Origin of the sequence: Chryseobacterium sp. PvR013, from assembly GCF_017833095.1 — a bacterium.
Taxonomy (GTDB): Bacteria; Bacteroidota; Bacteroidia; order Flavobacteriales; family Weeksellaceae; genus Chryseobacterium; species Chryseobacterium culicis_A.
The window spans coordinates 2,170,248-2,184,911 of sequence record NZ_JAFIBT010000001.1 but is presented as its reverse complement, the minus strand read 5'-3'; the positions used below and the strand labels follow the sequence as shown (position 1 = coordinate 2,184,911).

32 protein-coding genes, 1 tRNA gene and 1 pseudogene are annotated in these 14,664 nt (G+C 33.9%); 33 read left to right on the top strand and 1 reads right to left on the bottom strand.

All coding sequences use genetic code 11. The features are described from left to right. Positions 1 to 71: 71 nt before the first annotated feature. The 12 genes and pseudogenes from JOE44_RS09790 to JOE44_RS09740 all read left to right on the top strand — a co-directional run bounded on the left by JOE44_RS09790 (position 72) and on the right by JOE44_RS09740 (position 6,827). Positions 72 to 341: a hypothetical protein gene (locus JOE44_RS09790; RefSeq protein WP_209785433.1), complete on the top strand. Its 270-nt coding sequence runs from the start codon at positions 72 to 74 to the stop codon at positions 339 to 341. Positions 342 to 597: 256 nt separating this feature from the next. Further along, a complete protein-coding gene (locus tag JOE44_RS09785; RefSeq protein ID WP_209785432.1) occupies positions 598 to 996 on the top strand; it encodes a hypothetical protein in 399 nt (132 codons plus the stop codon). A 79-nt stretch (positions 997 to 1,075) separates the two neighbouring features. Continuing rightward, a complete protein-coding gene (locus JOE44_RS09780) occupies positions 1,076 to 1,261 on the top strand; it encodes a hypothetical protein (protein WP_209785431.1) in 186 nt (61 codons plus the stop codon). 151 nt (positions 1,262 to 1,412) lie between these two features. Next, the gene (locus JOE44_RS09775) at positions 1,413 to 1,763 is read left to right on the top strand and encodes a hypothetical protein (protein ID WP_209785430.1); all 351 of its coding nucleotides are present in this window, start codon (positions 1,413 to 1,415) and stop codon (positions 1,761 to 1,763) included. Positions 1,764 to 1,785: 22 nt separating this feature from the next. Then, positions 1,786 to 2,061 (top strand): hypothetical protein, encoded by a 276-nt coding sequence (locus tag JOE44_RS09770; protein ID WP_209785429.1) that lies wholly within the window; start codon positions 1,786 to 1,788, stop codon positions 2,059 to 2,061. 1 nt (position 2,062) lies between these two features. After that, positions 2,063 to 2,575, top strand: coding sequence for a hypothetical protein (locus tag JOE44_RS09765; RefSeq protein ID WP_209785428.1), 513 nt, complete (start codon positions 2,063 to 2,065; stop codon positions 2,573 to 2,575). A gap of 43 nt (positions 2,576 to 2,618) precedes the next feature. After that, a complete protein-coding gene (locus JOE44_RS09760; protein WP_209785427.1) occupies positions 2,619 to 3,395 on the top strand; it encodes a hypothetical protein in 777 nt (258 codons plus the stop codon). A 231-nt stretch (positions 3,396 to 3,626) separates the two neighbouring features. Continuing rightward, positions 3,627 to 3,893 (top strand): annotated as a pseudogene (locus JOE44_RS09755) (DUF3127 domain-containing protein); the annotation flags it as partial. A gap of 8 nt (positions 3,894 to 3,901) precedes the next feature. After that, the gene (locus tag JOE44_RS25270) at positions 3,902 to 4,036 is read left to right on the top strand and encodes a hypothetical protein (RefSeq protein ID WP_280894008.1); all 135 of its coding nucleotides are present in this window, start codon (positions 3,902 to 3,904) and stop codon (positions 4,034 to 4,036) included. Beyond that, the gene (locus JOE44_RS09750; protein ID WP_209785425.1) at positions 4,005 to 4,427 is read left to right on the top strand and encodes a helix-turn-helix domain-containing protein; all 423 of its coding nucleotides are present in this window, start codon (positions 4,005 to 4,007) and stop codon (positions 4,425 to 4,427) included. Before JOE44_RS25270 ends, JOE44_RS09750 begins: the two co-directional genes overlap by 32 nt. A 70-nt stretch (positions 4,428 to 4,497) precedes the next feature. Beyond that, entirely contained in the window at positions 4,498 to 5,451 is a 954-nt protein-coding gene (locus JOE44_RS09745; protein ID WP_209785424.1) for a hypothetical protein, read from the top strand. 731 nt (positions 5,452 to 6,182) lie between these two features. Beyond that, a complete protein-coding gene (locus tag JOE44_RS09740) occupies positions 6,183 to 6,827 on the top strand; it encodes a hypothetical protein (RefSeq protein WP_209785423.1) in 645 nt (214 codons plus the stop codon). On the opposite strand, the gene JOE44_RS09735 is transcribed toward JOE44_RS09740, so the two are convergent. Then, positions 6,824 to 7,036, bottom strand: a complete 213-nt coding sequence (locus JOE44_RS09735) for a hypothetical protein (RefSeq protein WP_209785422.1) — start codon at positions 7,034 to 7,036, stop codon at positions 6,824 to 6,826. The two genes, JOE44_RS09740 and JOE44_RS09735, sit on opposite strands and share 4 nt — an antisense overlap. 85 nt (positions 7,037 to 7,121) lie before the next feature. On the opposite strand from JOE44_RS09735, the gene JOE44_RS09730 reads away from it, so the two are divergent. The 21 genes from JOE44_RS09730 to JOE44_RS09630 all read left to right on the top strand — a co-directional run bounded on the left by JOE44_RS09730 (position 7,122) and on the right by JOE44_RS09630 (position 14,609). Next, positions 7,122 to 7,295: a hypothetical protein gene (locus JOE44_RS09730; protein WP_209785421.1), complete on the top strand. Its 174-nt coding sequence runs from the start codon at positions 7,122 to 7,124 to the stop codon at positions 7,293 to 7,295. 4 nt (positions 7,296 to 7,299) lie between these two features. Beyond that, positions 7,300 to 7,521 (top strand): hypothetical protein, encoded by a 222-nt coding sequence (locus JOE44_RS09725; protein WP_209785420.1) that lies wholly within the window; start codon positions 7,300 to 7,302, stop codon positions 7,519 to 7,521. A 98-nt stretch (positions 7,522 to 7,619) separates the two neighbouring features. Next, positions 7,620 to 7,988: a hypothetical protein gene (locus JOE44_RS09720; RefSeq protein ID WP_209785419.1), complete on the top strand. Its 369-nt coding sequence runs from the start codon at positions 7,620 to 7,622 to the stop codon at positions 7,986 to 7,988. A gap of 81 nt (positions 7,989 to 8,069) precedes the next feature. Further along, positions 8,070 to 8,279, top strand: coding sequence for a hypothetical protein (locus JOE44_RS09715; protein ID WP_209785418.1), 210 nt, complete (start codon positions 8,070 to 8,072; stop codon positions 8,277 to 8,279). 10 nt (positions 8,280 to 8,289) lie between these two features. Continuing rightward, positions 8,290 to 8,571, top strand: coding sequence for a hypothetical protein (locus tag JOE44_RS09710; protein ID WP_209785417.1), 282 nt, complete (start codon positions 8,290 to 8,292; stop codon positions 8,569 to 8,571). 2 nt (positions 8,572 to 8,573) lie between these two features. After that, positions 8,574 to 8,876: a hypothetical protein gene (locus JOE44_RS09705; protein WP_209785416.1), complete on the top strand. Its 303-nt coding sequence runs from the start codon at positions 8,574 to 8,576 to the stop codon at positions 8,874 to 8,876. A 115-nt stretch (positions 8,877 to 8,991) separates the two neighbouring features. Next, a complete protein-coding gene (locus JOE44_RS09700) occupies positions 8,992 to 9,360 on the top strand; it encodes a hypothetical protein (protein WP_209785415.1) in 369 nt (122 codons plus the stop codon). Between the two features lie 2 nt (positions 9,361 to 9,362). Then, the gene (locus tag JOE44_RS09695; protein WP_209785414.1) at positions 9,363 to 9,671 is read left to right on the top strand and encodes a hypothetical protein; all 309 of its coding nucleotides are present in this window, start codon (positions 9,363 to 9,365) and stop codon (positions 9,669 to 9,671) included. A 2-nt stretch (positions 9,672 to 9,673) separates the two neighbouring features. Next, on the top strand, positions 9,674 to 9,898 hold the full coding sequence (locus JOE44_RS09690) for a hypothetical protein (RefSeq protein WP_209785413.1): 225 nt from the start codon (positions 9,674 to 9,676) through the stop codon (positions 9,896 to 9,898). A 49-nt stretch (positions 9,899 to 9,947) separates the two neighbouring features. Beyond that, positions 9,948 to 10,202: a hypothetical protein gene (locus JOE44_RS09685; protein ID WP_209785412.1), complete on the top strand. Its 255-nt coding sequence runs from the start codon at positions 9,948 to 9,950 to the stop codon at positions 10,200 to 10,202. A 41-nt stretch (positions 10,203 to 10,243) separates the two neighbouring features. Further along, positions 10,244 to 10,528 carry a hypothetical protein gene (locus JOE44_RS09680; protein WP_209785411.1) on the top strand — a complete coding sequence of 95 codons (285 nt, stop codon included), beginning with the start codon at positions 10,244 to 10,246 and terminating at the stop codon, positions 10,526 to 10,528. 38 nt (positions 10,529 to 10,566) lie between these two features. Then, a complete protein-coding gene (locus tag JOE44_RS09675) occupies positions 10,567 to 10,761 on the top strand; it encodes a hypothetical protein (RefSeq protein ID WP_209785410.1) in 195 nt (64 codons plus the stop codon). Then, on the top strand, positions 10,758 to 11,135 hold the full coding sequence (locus JOE44_RS09670) for a hypothetical protein (RefSeq protein ID WP_209785409.1): 378 nt from the start codon (positions 10,758 to 10,760) through the stop codon (positions 11,133 to 11,135). Before JOE44_RS09675 ends, JOE44_RS09670 begins: the two co-directional genes overlap by 4 nt. Next, complete coding sequence (locus JOE44_RS09665) at positions 11,132 to 11,551, top strand: hypothetical protein (protein WP_209785408.1); 420 nt, start codon at positions 11,132 to 11,134, stop codon at positions 11,549 to 11,551. The genes JOE44_RS09670 and JOE44_RS09665 overlap by 4 nt, the downstream gene beginning before the upstream one ends. A 2-nt stretch (positions 11,552 to 11,553) precedes the next feature. Beyond that, the gene (locus tag JOE44_RS09660; RefSeq protein WP_209785407.1) at positions 11,554 to 11,988 is read left to right on the top strand and encodes a hypothetical protein; all 435 of its coding nucleotides are present in this window, start codon (positions 11,554 to 11,556) and stop codon (positions 11,986 to 11,988) included. A gap of 190 nt (positions 11,989 to 12,178) precedes the next feature. Beyond that, positions 12,179 to 12,430 carry a hypothetical protein gene (locus JOE44_RS09655; protein WP_209785406.1) on the top strand — a complete coding sequence of 84 codons (252 nt, stop codon included), beginning with the start codon at positions 12,179 to 12,181 and terminating at the stop codon, positions 12,428 to 12,430. Positions 12,431 to 12,438: 8 nt separating this feature from the next. Beyond that, entirely contained in the window at positions 12,439 to 12,648 is a 210-nt protein-coding gene (locus tag JOE44_RS09650; RefSeq protein ID WP_209785405.1) for a hypothetical protein, read from the top strand. A 149-nt stretch (positions 12,649 to 12,797) separates the two neighbouring features. Beyond that, the gene (locus JOE44_RS09645; protein ID WP_209785404.1) at positions 12,798 to 13,367 is read left to right on the top strand and encodes a recombination protein NinG; all 570 of its coding nucleotides are present in this window, start codon (positions 12,798 to 12,800) and stop codon (positions 13,365 to 13,367) included. Positions 13,368 to 13,477: 110 nt separating this feature from the next. Then, positions 13,478 to 13,699, top strand: a complete 222-nt coding sequence (locus JOE44_RS09640; protein WP_209785403.1) for a hypothetical protein — start codon at positions 13,478 to 13,480, stop codon at positions 13,697 to 13,699. A gap of 136 nt (positions 13,700 to 13,835) precedes the next feature. Then, positions 13,836 to 13,908: transfer RNA gene (locus JOE44_RS09635), tRNA-Met, on the top strand. 287 nt (positions 13,909 to 14,195) lie between these two features. Continuing rightward, positions 14,196 to 14,609 carry a hypothetical protein gene (locus tag JOE44_RS09630; protein WP_209785402.1) on the top strand — a complete coding sequence of 138 codons (414 nt, stop codon included), beginning with the start codon at positions 14,196 to 14,198 and terminating at the stop codon, positions 14,607 to 14,609. Positions 14,610 to 14,664 lie beyond the last annotated feature (55 nt).

Genomic DNA, 14,664 nt, shown 5'->3' with positions numbered 1-14,664 from the left:
GCAAAGATAGAGTTTTTGTTGGATGTGAAAAAACAGTGATAAAACTAATTTTTAATTAAAATAAATAACATATGGAAAATTTAGAAGTAGGGAAGACAATTAGAGCGGAAGTGTCTCATTTTCTAAAGGAGTTTACAACAGCTCAGGATATAGCAGATGTTAATGCTGAAACTGGAATTAGCGTGTCAACATTGAACTATTTAAAAAGAAGAGTTGGCAATGTAACCGAAGATAACAAAAAGGGAATCATTTCTCTGGCTAAAAAAGCTTACAACAATGCAGAAGCTAAAAGAAAAGAAGCCTTACGATGCAAAAAGGAACTTAGTTTAATTCTACAATAATGAACCTAGACTACCAAATAGCAGAAGATTATTTACTAAAGCTTCCTTCTGAGACAAGAGAGGAATTATGTAAAAAGATTTTGAGTGGTTTAAAAAATAGGAAAAAGACGAAGCGGGAAATTGAGCAGGAATATTCAAGCTTCTTAAAAAACTCTAAATCATTCAAGGATTTCAAAGAAAAATATTTTGCAAAAAAATGAGCCACCTCGGCAAAGGTGACTCGGCAAAAACGAAGTAATTAAAAAATTACCACATCATGGCAAAAGTACAAAAAACAATTTTAGGAAAAGAGATCAAGAGCTTTAGTTTTTGCAAGAAGCTTGATTACAGATTTAACAGAATGCGAGTGATTGGGCTTGTGAGGTTGGAAGGAGGTGAGATGATCCATGTTAGGTTTAATGAGTTTAAGATATTAAATCAATTGGGAGAGGTTTCGGGAATGGTTTTAAAAACGAATCCTGGTTACAAGAGAATAAAGAGAATGATCGCTCGCTGGTTTACAACTTATAGAAACGGGAGTAAAGGTGGTCAAATGCATCATGTTGCTTATTGGAGAAGTAGAGCGGTTGATGGAATGCACAATATCAATCTTTTCAAGAACTCCGGGATAAGCTTTTCAGAAAACAGGTCTAACTTTTTAAGACTAGCATCATGAAAGCTTTATTTCTACTCAAATGCTGGTTTCTACAGCAGTGTGTTTACTTATTAGAATACTTACTTAAAAAACAATAATTATGACAATTACAGACTACCTACAACTTCCAATTGCCGATAGAAAACAAATTGTAACTGAACCGGTAGGGATTAAAGATCAGTTTTGGCTTGAACGACTAAAGACTGCTTTTAAATTTTCTAATCCGCTGGCTGTTTCGCTGCATAAAACATTAGTAGATGAATACTGGACACTTAAAAAATCATAATCATGACGCTATCTGTAAGAATTACAATTGCTAATGAAGGCGGGATCTTCTACATAAATGGCAAAAGACTAGGCCACGATACATTAACCGAAATGGAAATGCAGGTCTTAAACGAGTTCATCAAAGAGTTTAAACAATCAAATCAATAATAATGGAAAAATCACAGTTGCTGTTTCCCGATAAAAAAAGTCTCCAAAAAGAATATTTATTGAAGTACAGGGATCAATTTTTAAAGCTGAATAATCTAAAAGTTGGAGATGAAATAACATTGGACTTTACCTGTAACAATCTAATTGGAAAACAAATTTATTTAACAAGCAAGATTACAACGGGAATTTTAAAGCTAGATGAAAATGGTTTTTTATATGCGGAAAGTTCACACAATATGCCTTTTTATCGCCAAATGGATAATGGATTAAGTGGAAGATCTAAGAGGTCGTGGTTTCAGCGAACAGATACTAAATCAAAAAAATATTTTGGAGATGGATTTATAATAAAGTAATAACCAAAGCAAAAATGAAGATATGGATATTCAAGACTACAGCCGGGGGCGGAACAACGCAAATTCCAAACTGGCATTCAAACAGGTAAAGGTGACAATTCCTAAAATGCAGGATAGGGTTTTAAATGAAGTAGACGGGATTAAATCAACAATAGAGATCGCAAATATACTGGGAGTTCCGATTCACACAATTTCTGGACGTTTCAGCGAACTAAAAGCAAAGCAAAAGATATTTCAAACATCATCAAAAAAGATCGGGCGTACTTCTTACGCTGTCTATACTAAAACAATTAATTAAAATGGAAAAACAATCTAAAACGCACTTCAGAAAAGTGTACAAGTCTGATCACCTTGGGGTGGCAGATCTTGAAGACTATCTTGAAGAGGGTAGAAGGCTTGTTTTCAAAATACGGGAAGTTAAACAGGAGTTAGGAGTAAGTGTAGCGGGAAAAAAAGGAAACTTCAATATCGCATATTTTGAAGAAAACATTAAGCCATTAGTTCTAAATGCAACAAACGCTTCGGTATTAAAAGGGTTCTCTGGTTCATCATTCGTAGAAGACTGGAAAGGATTACTAATTGAGCTATTTATTGATAGCACGGTGAAAATGAAAGGTGATGTTGTAGGAGGTGTTAGAATCGTAAAGAAACAGCCAATAATTGACACTGATCTCACCAATGAAATTAATGCTTGCAAGGAGGTTTCAGAGCTTGGCAGGTTATTCGGAAAAATGTCAAAAGAGCAACAACAGAGATACAAAGTATTAGTAACAGAACGTAAAAAAGAATTAGAAAATGTTAAGAGTGCATGATTTTTCAAATTACAAATTCCGCCCTCATGCTATTGGCAAAATAATGAAAGGACTTCCAAAGCCTTTAACGCAAAATCAGTCAGAAACGTTGGTGGGATTAATGGAAAAAATTTATTCTGGAAAAATTACAGATAAGCAAATAGTTACGCTGGGGGACTTGATTAAAAAGAGAGATGCGAAACCTGAATTATCCGATGGAGCAAAAACATATCTGGACACAATTTTTAAGGAAAAGGTTTTCAATAGGAAAAAAGATATACAGAGCAAATACCTAATAAAAGGAATAGCTGTTGAAGAGGAAAATATCAATCAGTACAATGAAGTAAAAGGGACTTTTCTAATTAAGAACGAGGTTCGATATGAAAATGAATTCTTTTCAGGAGAAATGGATATTGAGGAAGATGATGAAATAATAGATTTTAAAAGCTCATGGGATTATGAAACATTTCCTCTTTTTAAAGATGACGTGCCAAATGAAGATTATGAGTATCAGCTACAGGCTTACATGGATCTAAGGCCAAACGTAAAAAAAGCAAAATTAGTTTATGGCCTTGTTGATACTCCAGACGAATTAATCATTGATGAAAAAAGAAAAACCGGGTGGAAGTTGGGATTCATTGATGGTCTTCCGGAAGATTTAGATCAGGAAATAACCAACAACATGACTTATGCTGATATTCCCAAAGAAGCAAGAATAAAAGAATTTATCATTTACCGAGACGAAAAGGTAATTGCTCAAATGAAAGACATGATTATCATGGCAAGAGAATATCTAAACTCACTTAACACAACATTAGCAACACACTTACAATTAATTTAAAATGGGCCAATCAAATCAAGTTTTCTTCAAAAAAGTTGTATTGCAATTCTTAGGGTTTGAGTATAGCGTATTTATGCGGAAAAACGGAAGTTATGGATTGTACCATGAAAAGCATGGATGGATTGATATTTATCCAAACAAACAAAGACTTCTCATTCGTAAGACAAATACATGGAAATCTAATGCATTTGATTGGATCAATGAAAACTTACTAACAGAAAAATTTAAATAATGGAACTACAAGGAACAATTAAAAAGATCGGAAACACTGAAACATTTGCTTCTGGATTTCAAAAAAGAGAGTTCATTCTACTGACTCAGGAACAATACCCACAGCCTGTAAGCATTGAAATTATGGGGAATAAAATAGACATACTAGATACATTTAAGGAAGGAGATAATGTTAATGTAGGAATTAACATACAAGGGAGAGAATGGATTTCTCCTCAGGGTGAAATTAAATACTTCAACTCAATAGTTGCCTGGAAAATCCAAAAACTTTCCTAATGAAAGAAAAAGACGGATACTGGTCAGGCCGTGACAGCAACGGTCTCTTCAAATGGAATGAAAAAAGCTTAATCAGATTAGACAACGACAAAAAGAAAACCAATGAAAAATCCAAAACTAAACCCCGAAATTGAGGCAATTAAATCAAGCCTATGTAAAGAATTAGGTTACTTGCCAGGTGATAAAATTCCAAACAGCACAGTTTCAAAAGCTCTTGGAATGCTGGATGCTACCGCGACATTAATTTACGCCAAAACTCTTAATCGTAAAGCCAGATTTGCAAGACCCGGAGAATGTCAGTACACAATGGAGCTGGAAAAAGAAAGAATGCCCAAAGCTTCAAAACCTGATGACGGATTACTATCTACATTGGCGGCTGCTAAAATTTTAGAAGTTCATCCAACAAGTCTTAGCACTATGAGAATCGCCGGAAAAGTAGAAGCTGAAAAGATAGGCGGTAGATATTTCTTCAAGCCGGAAGAAGTTGAACGACTAAGAATCCAAAGAGCTATTGATAAGATCTAAAAAAACTACCATGCATTAGTGATGTTTTAGCATGGTTACCAAATTGAATTATAAGAATTAAAATGAAGATATGCCACAAAGAATTTTACGAGACTGGACAGACAGTGAGCCAGTAGATAATCTTTCTTTTCAGGCAGAAGTTCTTTTAACACGTTTAATTATGAAAGCCGATGATTTCGGATCATATCACGCAAATCCCAAACTATTAAATGCGTTTTGTTTCCCGCTGAAGAATATTAGAGAAACCGACATTACCCGATGGTTACAAGAGTTAGCTTCATCCGGTTTGATCGTCCTCTACGATGCCGAAAACAAGCCATTTCTAAATATTTTGAATTTTAACCAAAGATTGCGAAGTATGAAAAGATGTTTTCCGCAAATACCTGAAAACGTGATAATTGAAAATTGTCAGCAAGTCGCGGGCAAGTCGCTGGCGAGTTGTCAGCCTGAAGAAGAAGTAGAAGTAGAAGTAGAAACTGAAGGGGAAGGAGAAAAAAAAGGAGCCCCCACCCAAAATTTTGAATCTATAGAAAATTTATTTCCAGAAGAAAAAAAAGATGAATTATCAGAACAGGTAAATACTGGATCTGAAGAAAAAGAAAAAAGTTCCGCCAAAAAAGAAAAAGAAATTATTGATTGTTTTCATGAGAATTGTTCAGGGTTGCCAAAAGTGCAAATACTTACCAAACTGAGGAAAAAATCAATAAACGCCAGAATAAGTGATTACGGAATTGAAAAAGTAAAAGAAGTCATTAAGCTTGCTGGTGAGTCTAAATTCCTTGCGGGAAATAACCGGAACGAATGGACAGCAGATTTTGACTGGATTTTAAAACCTACGAATTTTGTTAAGATCCTTGAAGGAAACTACAAAGACAAAGACATAAACAATGGAAAATCAAATAATCAAACAGGAGCCACAGGAAATAATACACCTGCGCAACAAGCAACTTACAATATCCAAGAGGCAGCTGGAAGACTTGCCGAAGATTTTGCAAAGGGAAATATTCCTGGAGTCTATCGCTAAATCATCTGCCGAAATAAAGGAAAAGCTTGTTAATGATATTCTTACACTTTTCCAGGTTAGGGAACGACAAAGGGAAAAGGACGAAATGAAAGATACTTGGTTGTTGTTCATCATGGATTACCGCCTTACTGCTTCGGAAATTTTTCAAGCGCACAGGATGGCATTGAAGCGCGAGCTGTTAGATCAGAACGGAAATGAGATTGAGTGTTTGCCAATGTTGTCAACCAATACCACCGGAAAGATTTTGAAAGCTTACGAGCGATACAAACAAAACGATAAGCAACTGGAAGCCGGAAGGGAACAGCTTAAGAAAATCTTAAACCCAGAACCGGAAATAACTCCAGAAGAAATCAAAGCCGAAAAGAAAAAGAATTGGGATGCTTTGGTGGAAGCTGTTAAAAGAGGCGAAAAATGTGATCATGCTTTTCTGTTTTATGAATTCGCAATTAAGAAAGGAGGATTGGTTGCCTTTGTAAGCGACACAGATAGTCAAAAAATCGCGATAAAAGAGAAAATGACACAAATACTCGCGAAAGAAAAAAAGAAGCCAAATTCGATCCTATTTAACGCTTTTGAATTAAAACAGCTTTCAGAGTATTTTGAGGATAAGAAAAAAGCTATGACAAATGAAATCGCTTTTTCTTTCGATAGACTACATGCAATGGCTATAACTCACGTTAAAAACGATAAGGTTTATGAGTGGGTTTCTGAACAAGTAAAATCAAAGAGCCATGAAAACAAAAGTTAACCGAACGCCAACGGATTTACTGGATGATCTTTCGATATTCATTTACAATTTACGTAATGCAGGTTATACACTGATGAATATTGCCCACATTGTCAAAAAGGATCACTCAACGGTATTGTATCACATACGAAAGTATGAAGGGCTTTCAAAGTTCAATCAGGAATTTAAAAATAGAATCAAAAATTTCAACGAAGAGAATTTTATCAAGAAAATGAATTACTCAAAACTTTTAAAAAACAGAACAGGTAATGTGCCGGTATCAGTTTCTTTCATTAACACGGCGCAAGTTCAACAAAAGCAATTAATAAAACCTTTAGCGGGTCCGCAAAACTACAGCGAAAAAGACAGGGATGATGTCGAAAAATGGTTAAGCTTCTGCGCTATCGGAACAACGATAATTGACACCGGAACTAAGATGTTAAAAAATAAAGGTTTGATTCATTCGCGTGATGGAGTTTTTGATTTGATCACAGCCTTTAAACAGTTGAATAAGCACTTCACCGGAAATGAAAACTTTGATCAAAAAGAAATCGGTATTGAGGATTTTGTATTCACGTTTTTAACTTCTACTGAAGAACAGCAGCAGCGAGTTATTAAATTCCAGGAGTCAGTTTTGAGGAAGGGTTAGTCAACAGTTAAAGCATTAAGTTCAATGGAAAGCTCTTTTAATACTTCCAAAGCCTTAACCGCATCTTTCTTAGAAAAAGATCTTCCATCAGAATTATTCAGCTTTCTGCTTAAATATGCAGCAGCGTTCTTATTTGTTGGCCACATTCTGCTTGCAATGTGCGAAAGGTCAACCTTACAATGATTTTTTAAATAATCTTCAACTGTCATACAGCAAAGATATAAAAAAAAATGTACAAAATAATTTGCACTGTACAAAAATAATTGTACATTTGTATCAACAAAAACAAACAATATGAAAACAACAATCATTATTATCGCTTACACTCTATTATTAATCGGAGGCTTGGCAACTGCAGCAATTTTAAATCCTGCTAAAACAGAAATTAAATCAAAAAACTTTGTGGGAATTGATGCGGTAGGAGTAAAACACGGAGCTGGGGAAAAATCAACAATTAAATATCATTAATAACATGGCAAAAACAAGTGCACAATCAGAAACGGAATTTTTATCAACCGATAAAAGCAGAAAAATTCCTATAAAATTAGAGTTTAAAAGATTAGGAGAAAAGGGTGCTAAGAGAACGAAAGAATATTTCTGGTTAGATGCTCAGGGCGCATTAACCTTAGATGATTTAAAAAAAATAGTTGAAAACGCTGAATTGCTCATTAAAGTAGCAGACGACGAAATATAGAAGTGTTTAACAAGGCTGGCCACCTATAACGGCCATCATGGTTATTAGTTTTCCCCGGCTTACGGGTCGGGGTTTTTAACAATTAAAATTACAACGTCATGTCAAGACTTACAATACAACAAGCAATCGATCAAGGATATGAATATTTCGTTTATCCAGCAGATGGTTATCAAGCGTTAAAATCTTTATCTGATTACGCGGAAAATGAAATCAATTGGGAAAATAATCCTACACTTTGCAATAAAGAACCACAGCATCCTGCCGGAATGAATGCGGAAGAATTAAGGGATCATTTGGCAGATGTTATTTCCGATAATCATGCAAGTGAAACTGGATGTGATACAGATTGTGTTTTCGATGCGATTAAAGAAATTGACTTCACAGATATTGCAGAAAAAATTCAGGATAAGTTAAATGGAATTAATTTTTTTTGGCAGTCTGAAATTGCACTTAAAAAGTCAGTATAAATTCACATGGTTAGTTTTTCCGGGTGGCGTTTTGAACCATCATGTCGCCCGGTTTTATTTCAAACCCTCAATTTTTACAAAATGAAAATTTATTATAAAGTTATTGAAGTTTGGTGCAAGTATCCATTTCAAGACACAATCGACCATAGGTACTGCATATTTTCTTTTACTAGAAAGCCTTTTAAAAATATTGAATTGAAAATTGACTCTAACACTTCAATAAAAGATAAGGAAGAATTTTTAAAAGAAAGATTAGGCTTTAAAAAAGTAACTGTAGAAAAAATAAAATAATAATTATAAAATGTCAAAAACTAAATACATTAAAGTATCCGTATCAGAGCGAAACCCTTCTCAAACTAAAGAGTATATAACTAATATGGGAGTTCTTAAGTTCTCACTCGCGCTGAATTATTTTTTTAATATAGACGGTTGGCAAATGAAACCTAAATACTGGCTTCAGGAAGTCCCCGACTATGAGGATGAGATACTGGCAATGCTGGAAATAGTTTGCACCGAATTATACAAAACAGATAATTCTCTTGCTACAGAAGTTAAATCTTTACTAACCAAAATAAAACAATAATCATGAACCTGGAAGGGCGTAAAAGTAATATTTACTTTGATAAAACAGGGAAACAGATCTTAGAAGGTGATTTATTACAAGTTTTCCATTTTAGAACAAAGGGTAAGATCTATTACATGTATCATGTTGCTATGATAGAAGAAACTAAAGATTTTCCAGTTATGGCATTGCGAGCTCATTATAGTATTAAGCCACACTATAGATTATTTCAAGTTTGCGATAATGAGCAAAGAGTTTACTATAATGCTAAAATAATTGGAGAAAGAGATTATCAAACTGAGCGTTTGAAAATAAAACTCAAATAAACGGAACCCCGGCCGTATTCTTCCGGGGAAAACAACAACAATTTAAAGTGCAAAAACAGTTCGTAAAAAACAGCGAACGCACCATGCTTATGTCAAATTTTAAAAAATTACAACAATGGATAAAGATCAAAGAATTCAAATAGTAAATGAAATTATCAAAGAAATTGCTTCTCGTGGCAGGAAGTTTTTCTCTGGTAAGTATGGCGTTTCTGAAATATTTCTAAAGAATGGTAGGCTTTATATGAAGAATGAATACAATGGATCAGAAATGAGTTTGAGTACTAAGTTTGGTTACAAGCCCAAAGGTTGGCCACAAGGTGGAACGCTATGGGGATTGACAAAAGATTTTAAGCAGTTTATTCAAACTGGCGAAAAGTCTAACGGAGAAAATGGTTATGGAGGATTATTCTGTCCTCATTGGGGTTATTCGGAATCAGACATGAAAGCAATTCAAGAAAAAGCAAAATCACTTAATTATTTATAGGCATGAGTCACCAAGAGAAACAAGAGATCTTTGATCAATATGCGAAGAATCAAAAATATGACAACTGGAGGCATTTATTACAAAAAGCTGTATGTGATGAAAATATGAGTGTATCTGAATTAAAAGAGCACATTTTCGCTGCCTGCGATCTCGTACAGGAGGAACAGCAGATACGTATTGCTGAGAATGCGAAAATTCAAAAGGAGTCATGCGGTGATTCAATGACCTGTGGTTGTATGGGAAGATGTGACTATCCTGTAAGTTACATAAATAAAAAATCAATCATTAACCCCGAAAACAAAATCAATTAACTATGAAGATAAATGATAATTATGCAATAAGTGAAAATAGTATATCTTTTGAAAAAGGGTGTACAATTGACTATGAAATTCTTTGGACAATTTTGGTGGACAATCTTTTAAAACAGGAAAATGTAGAGACTATTTTTAGTAAAAGCATGTCAGGATCAGATGCGGTTAAATTTAATAAGAAAGTAATAGTTGAAATTAAAACAATTGAAAGAAAACCAAAGCCGTGAAAACACTAGAAGAACTAACCTGGGAGATTAACCACTAAAAAACAAAACAATGAATAAAGCCGAAATTATTGAAAGATTAAAATACTTAAATGATAACATTGATCTTATGAATGAATCACCGTCTTCATCAAATGATTTAAGTAAAGGGCAAGTTACTTTGTATTTATACAGATATTCAGATAAAGAAAGAGAAGATTTGTTTAAGATAATTGATGAATTTGATCATAATTTACAAGTAGCTAAAAATAATTCATATAAACAAGAGAAGGCTTTACTGGAGAAAAAATTAAAAAAGATTTTATGATCAACAAAGCAAACTTTAACAACCAATAAATAAATTATAAAATGGAAAAACCAAAGGCTATTACCTGGAAAGAATTAAAAGAATTTGTGAATTCAATTCCAGAAGAACAATTAAAAAATAATGTTTCAATCATTGTTGGTGATGAGTCTCCGGCAAGAGATCTTAATGAACCTTTCTTTTCGGTCGGTGATATTTACGTAAATAAAGAAGACTATGAAGATTGTGGAACATTGGACGAATTAAAAGACCTGTATGGAGAAGAATTCGTTCAAGATGATTATTTGCTAACGACAAAACAAGGCACAGCGTTTCTGTGGATGGATTAACCCCGTGCCATCTTAGGGTGGCACTTAAAACAAGAATTATGGAAGAAATAATAATAATAAAATATACAATAGAAATCTTTACAGGTCCTAGAGGAGGAGAAACTGTAGAAGAAGAAATAACATTAGAAGATGTTGAAACAGACGGAATAGCTTTAACGCTGATCAACAGAGGTTATTTTGAGTGTTCTGTAAGTGGGAGTGAATTTGATATTATAAATAGAGAAATATTATGATAGCACCACAAGAACTCCGCTTAGGAAATTTAACTAAAGATTCCAGAGGTAAAATATTAACTGTTTTGGAGTTACTAGAAAGTTATGCGAGGGTGTACACGATAAGAAAAGAGTGGTGGAGCTCAACCTCATATGATGATTTAGAGCCCATAGAGCTAAACGAAGACTGGCTGTTCAAATTGGGTTATGAGTGTAACAAAAATGAGTACTCAATATCCGGACATGATAGGTTTAATGTTTTCCAATCCGTTAAAGGCCCCTATATATTTTGTGATGATAAAATAGCCATCAAATATGTAAAGTATGTTCACGAATTACAAAACATATTTTTCGCCCTTACTGGGGAAGAACTAACAATAAAAGAAACGAAATGAAGCAAATTGAATTAAAACTTAAAAAGAATATCCTAATTATTGAATCAGAGTCCGGTAATTATGCATATGATTATAGAGTCGATGAAGAAGGCCCGCATCCAATAAAATTCATCTGCAAAGGCTCTGAGCTTACTGAGGATATTGCGAAGGGATTAGTTGAATATGATCACATTTTTGAAGCTTATCAATATTACCAAGATACAGTACCAATATTAGGAGATACAGCGTTAAATCTATTCAAAACAGCAATTATAAATAATGGATACTATTGGGATAAACCTCTTAAAGAATGGTTTTATCATAAACGTTATGTTGGTGTTGAAAGGATTGAGGAATCGTTTGATTATGAAAAATGGCAGGAAGCCGAATCCAGGACCTTCAACCCTGATAAATGTATAATATTCGAAATACTATAAATATGAAGCCGACAAAAGATAATTTAAAAGATGAATTACAATTTAGGATTGAGTGCATAGAAAGTTCTAATAACGAAGACCCAATGCTTAACTTATTTTTAGAAAACGAAAAATCAATTATCAGAGAAATTTTAACCCTTATTGATATTTTTGGCGTTCATATTGGATATTCAGAATTTCAAAATAGTAAATATACACCGATTAAAGACTGTTTAACCAAAGAGCCTTTACTTATAGGTGATATGGTAAAATCGAATACTTCTAATGGTTGTGGATTTCTGTATTTCGATGATTACAACAATCAATATCTTATCAAAACACTAGAAGGGACTCACCACAAAACGTCCAGCTTTGTAAAAATAGAGAAGTTATTTGATTATACAATTGATAATTCCAAAGTTGAATGTCGTCCTAATCCTAATAAACAAAAGTGGTAATTACGGAAACCCACAACCCATAACCAAATAACTAAACTAAATTAGAACTATGAAAGAATTTATTAACGAATGCATGTTTTTTAAAAGCAAGGACAAAGAATTGAGAATTATCGGAGCGCTTATGTGGTTTTGGATTGCTTGTGTAGTGTATCTTATTTGGTGGGCAATCAATATGTAGTATCTTTACTCCATGGAAAACTTAGGTAAATCAGCAAGCGATGCAGCAAAAGCCTTCACTGCTTTTCATAAAGAACTGTACAAAGGGTTGAGTATTGATTATAACGAACTTAAAAAAGTTTGCAAATCTTTAGATTTAGAAGAAAATGAAGATTATTTTTTCAAAACACCTGATGAGTACAATAAAGAATTTATTAATTTAGTAACGGTAGGGTGTACTTTAAAACAAGCTTATGAGTTACTTAAAGAAACATATAATTTTTAATGGAAAACATGGAAGAAATAGAAGCTAAATTCATGAACCTTGTAAAAGAGCAATTCAAACGAACCGGTGGAGCAAACGGACTTGATCTTTATGGAGTTAACGAAATATTAGGAACTAGCGTTGAAGTGGTAAGTGAATTAGTTAAGAAACTTCTTGAAGAGAAAAAAGTAGTTTATCTAAAACCACTCAACAAATGGACAATTACGCTGCCAAAATAAAGCCCCTGCATTAACAGGGGTGTTTTTTTGTCCAAAATTTTGATGTTAGATTACTAAATAAAAATTGTTAGTAAATATTTTTAAAAAAAGTTAGACAACTATTGTTTTCCTTTACTTATTTGAGTAAATTTACTGTAAAGCAGTTGGTAATGAAGGAGATAAAGCCAAAGAAGTGCGCGGTGTGTGGTGGGGAATTTATACCGAGTAAGACTACTCAAAAAGTATGTGATTGGAACTGCGCAATTTCTTTAGGCAAAACAAATATTCAAAAGCAAAACGCTAAAGCTTGGCAGAAAGAGAAGAAGATCAGGAAGGAGAAGCTAAAGACTCAAAGCGACTGGTTGCAAGACCTGCAAAAAGACTTCAATACATTTATTCGATTAAGAGATAGAGATCAGCCTTGTATAAGCTGTGGAACTACGAGAACGGATATTAAGTATGACGCGGGACATTTTTGGACTACAGGGGGATTTCCAAATGTTAGATTTGATGAAGATAATGTTCACAAGCAATGTAGTAACAATTGCAACTTTAAAAAGTCAGGAAACATTAACGAATATCGTCCGAGGCTTATTGAAAAAATAGGTATTGAAAGATTCGAGGCTTTGGAGTTTAGAGCTCGAAATGGAGTTTTGAAATTGTCAATTCCAGAGATAAAAGAAAAGATTGGGTATTACCGCTCAAAGATTAGGGAAATGAAGAAGAAAGCGGTTGTGTGATATGATTGATGTTGTTGAATTACCAAGCACAGATGATGAGTGCAGAAGGGGTGGATCGTTGGTTGATGAAGGAGGGTGCTTGGTGTTTTTAAATTCAAATTGTAAATATTATGTGTAATACGATAGTTGTTAATAACGGTGAAGTTGAAATCGAAACACCTCAGGAGTTTGTTGATTATTTTCACAAAGAGCCTGTAAAAGCTGAAATGCATTCTACATTAGTTATGGATGCTTGCTTGTGTCAGGTTGATATTGAGGAGAGTTTGTCAAGTTTGAAATTACCATATGAATGCGATGGAATGGATTATAATCTAATTATCTCCGATAAGTAAAATACAAGTGTTGCTAGTATATGAGATATACAACCTTAGCAATAGTTAAGAGTTACTGAGCGAAACAGGGGGCAACAGCAAAATGACTTTATAGGCTTTTACATTATCGACAGACAGCCCGGAAAGACGGGCAAACGGTTATTTAACTCAGTTGGTAGAGTGTCACGCTCATAACGTGAATGTCGGGAGTTCGATTCTCTCAATAACCACAATAAAGAACAGTGGCGGGTATTCCGCTTATGAAGTCGATAAGGATAGGATCGTGTATAACACTATGTTGGAATAGAAGTTCAGTAAATAACTCGAAGATAGTACGGTCCTGAAAGGTAAATGAAAATATTAAGACTTATCCCATTTAATGGTGTGAACTAACATTTACTATATATCCCATTGTTCTTTTTAGATAGATTTAATGCAGTAGGAATTTTTCATATTAATATTTTGTGATTTGGTGTCCCGCTGCTGATGAGGTAGCGGGGTTTTTAATTTAGGGAGTATGGAGAATAGTATAGAAAATAAAATTGCCTTTATGGCTCAGTATTACGGACAGAATGTGCTTAGAAGTTATTTTCCAGAGCAAAAAGGTTTAGGTAAGATAGATGGGATGTGCTTTCATATTCAACATTTGTTAATGAACGGATATTTGGAGCTTAAGCGCCTTCCTGATTTAACAGATAAAGATTCATTAAAAATCGCTGGAATACTAAAATGGAATCATTACACTGATGAAGGCAAGATCAAGCAAGTTAAAAACTTTATTGATTCTTATTTGGATTATCATTCAACAAATATTTCTCCAAATGAATATTTTGAAGTATTAGACTACTTGCGATCAAATGGCTATGCAGTTCCTTACAAAGGACTTACAGTTGAGCAACAAGTTGATTATTTGTGGGTTAAAATAAACTAATTTTCTATGGCAGAGGGGGTGACAGGGAGTGCGGTGAATGAATTGGAGGTTTCGG

Bases quoted from the DNA above. Each gene is read 5' to 3' on its own strand.
- JOE44_RS09790 (WP_209785433.1), top strand. From the start codon at position 72: ATGGAAAATTTAGAAGTAGGGAAGACAATTAGAGCGGAAGTGTCTCAT.
- JOE44_RS09785 (WP_209785432.1), top strand. From the start codon at position 598: ATGGCAAAAGTACAAAAAACAATTTTAGGAAAAGAGATCAAGAGCTTT.
- JOE44_RS09780 (WP_209785431.1), top strand. From the start codon at position 1,076: ATGACAATTACAGACTACCTACAACTTCCAATTGCCGATAGAAAACAA.
- JOE44_RS09775 (WP_209785430.1), top strand. From the start codon at position 1,413: ATGGAAAAATCACAGTTGCTGTTTCCCGATAAAAAAAGTCTCCAAAAA.
- JOE44_RS09770 (WP_209785429.1), top strand. From the start codon at position 1,786: ATGGATATTCAAGACTACAGCCGGGGGCGGAACAACGCAAATTCCAAA.
- JOE44_RS09765 (WP_209785428.1), top strand. From the start codon at position 2,063: ATGGAAAAACAATCTAAAACGCACTTCAGAAAAGTGTACAAGTCTGAT.
- JOE44_RS09760 (WP_209785427.1), top strand. From the start codon at position 2,619: ATGAAAGGACTTCCAAAGCCTTTAACGCAAAATCAGTCAGAAACGTTG.
- JOE44_RS25270 (WP_280894008.1), top strand. From the start codon at position 3,902: ATGAAAGAAAAAGACGGATACTGGTCAGGCCGTGACAGCAACGGTCTC.
- JOE44_RS09750 (WP_209785425.1), top strand. From the start codon at position 4,005: ATGAAAAATCCAAAACTAAACCCCGAAATTGAGGCAATTAAATCAAGC.
- JOE44_RS09745 (WP_209785424.1), top strand. From the start codon at position 4,498: ATGCCACAAAGAATTTTACGAGACTGGACAGACAGTGAGCCAGTAGAT.
- JOE44_RS09740 (WP_209785423.1), top strand. From the start codon at position 6,183: ATGAAAACAAAAGTTAACCGAACGCCAACGGATTTACTGGATGATCTT.
- JOE44_RS09735 (WP_209785422.1), bottom strand. From the start codon at position 7,036: ATGACAGTTGAAGATTATTTAAAAAATCATTGTAAGGTTGACCTTTCG.
- JOE44_RS09730 (WP_209785421.1), top strand. From the start codon at position 7,122: ATGAAAACAACAATCATTATTATCGCTTACACTCTATTATTAATCGGA.
- JOE44_RS09725 (WP_209785420.1), top strand. From the start codon at position 7,300: ATGGCAAAAACAAGTGCACAATCAGAAACGGAATTTTTATCAACCGAT.
- JOE44_RS09720 (WP_209785419.1), top strand. From the start codon at position 7,620: ATGTCAAGACTTACAATACAACAAGCAATCGATCAAGGATATGAATAT.
- JOE44_RS09715 (WP_209785418.1), top strand. From the start codon at position 8,070: ATGAAAATTTATTATAAAGTTATTGAAGTTTGGTGCAAGTATCCATTT.
- JOE44_RS09710 (WP_209785417.1), top strand. From the start codon at position 8,290: ATGTCAAAAACTAAATACATTAAAGTATCCGTATCAGAGCGAAACCCT.
- JOE44_RS09705 (WP_209785416.1), top strand. From the start codon at position 8,574: ATGAACCTGGAAGGGCGTAAAAGTAATATTTACTTTGATAAAACAGGG.
- JOE44_RS09700 (WP_209785415.1), top strand. From the start codon at position 8,992: ATGGATAAAGATCAAAGAATTCAAATAGTAAATGAAATTATCAAAGAA.
- JOE44_RS09695 (WP_209785414.1), top strand. From the start codon at position 9,363: ATGAGTCACCAAGAGAAACAAGAGATCTTTGATCAATATGCGAAGAAT.
- JOE44_RS09690 (WP_209785413.1), top strand. From the start codon at position 9,674: ATGAAGATAAATGATAATTATGCAATAAGTGAAAATAGTATATCTTTT.
- JOE44_RS09685 (WP_209785412.1), top strand. From the start codon at position 9,948: ATGAATAAAGCCGAAATTATTGAAAGATTAAAATACTTAAATGATAAC.
- JOE44_RS09680 (WP_209785411.1), top strand. From the start codon at position 10,244: ATGGAAAAACCAAAGGCTATTACCTGGAAAGAATTAAAAGAATTTGTG.
- JOE44_RS09675 (WP_209785410.1), top strand. From the start codon at position 10,567: ATGGAAGAAATAATAATAATAAAATATACAATAGAAATCTTTACAGGT.
- JOE44_RS09670 (WP_209785409.1), top strand. From the start codon at position 10,758: ATGATAGCACCACAAGAACTCCGCTTAGGAAATTTAACTAAAGATTCC.
- JOE44_RS09665 (WP_209785408.1), top strand. From the start codon at position 11,132: ATGAAGCAAATTGAATTAAAACTTAAAAAGAATATCCTAATTATTGAA.
- JOE44_RS09660 (WP_209785407.1), top strand. From the start codon at position 11,554: ATGAAGCCGACAAAAGATAATTTAAAAGATGAATTACAATTTAGGATT.
- JOE44_RS09655 (WP_209785406.1), top strand. From the start codon at position 12,179: ATGGAAAACTTAGGTAAATCAGCAAGCGATGCAGCAAAAGCCTTCACT.
- JOE44_RS09650 (WP_209785405.1), top strand. From the start codon at position 12,439: ATGGAAGAAATAGAAGCTAAATTCATGAACCTTGTAAAAGAGCAATTC.
- JOE44_RS09645 (WP_209785404.1), top strand. From the start codon at position 12,798: ATGAAGGAGATAAAGCCAAAGAAGTGCGCGGTGTGTGGTGGGGAATTT.
- JOE44_RS09640 (WP_209785403.1), top strand. From the start codon at position 13,478: ATGTGTAATACGATAGTTGTTAATAACGGTGAAGTTGAAATCGAAACA.
- JOE44_RS09630 (WP_209785402.1), top strand. From the start codon at position 14,196: ATGGAGAATAGTATAGAAAATAAAATTGCCTTTATGGCTCAGTATTAC.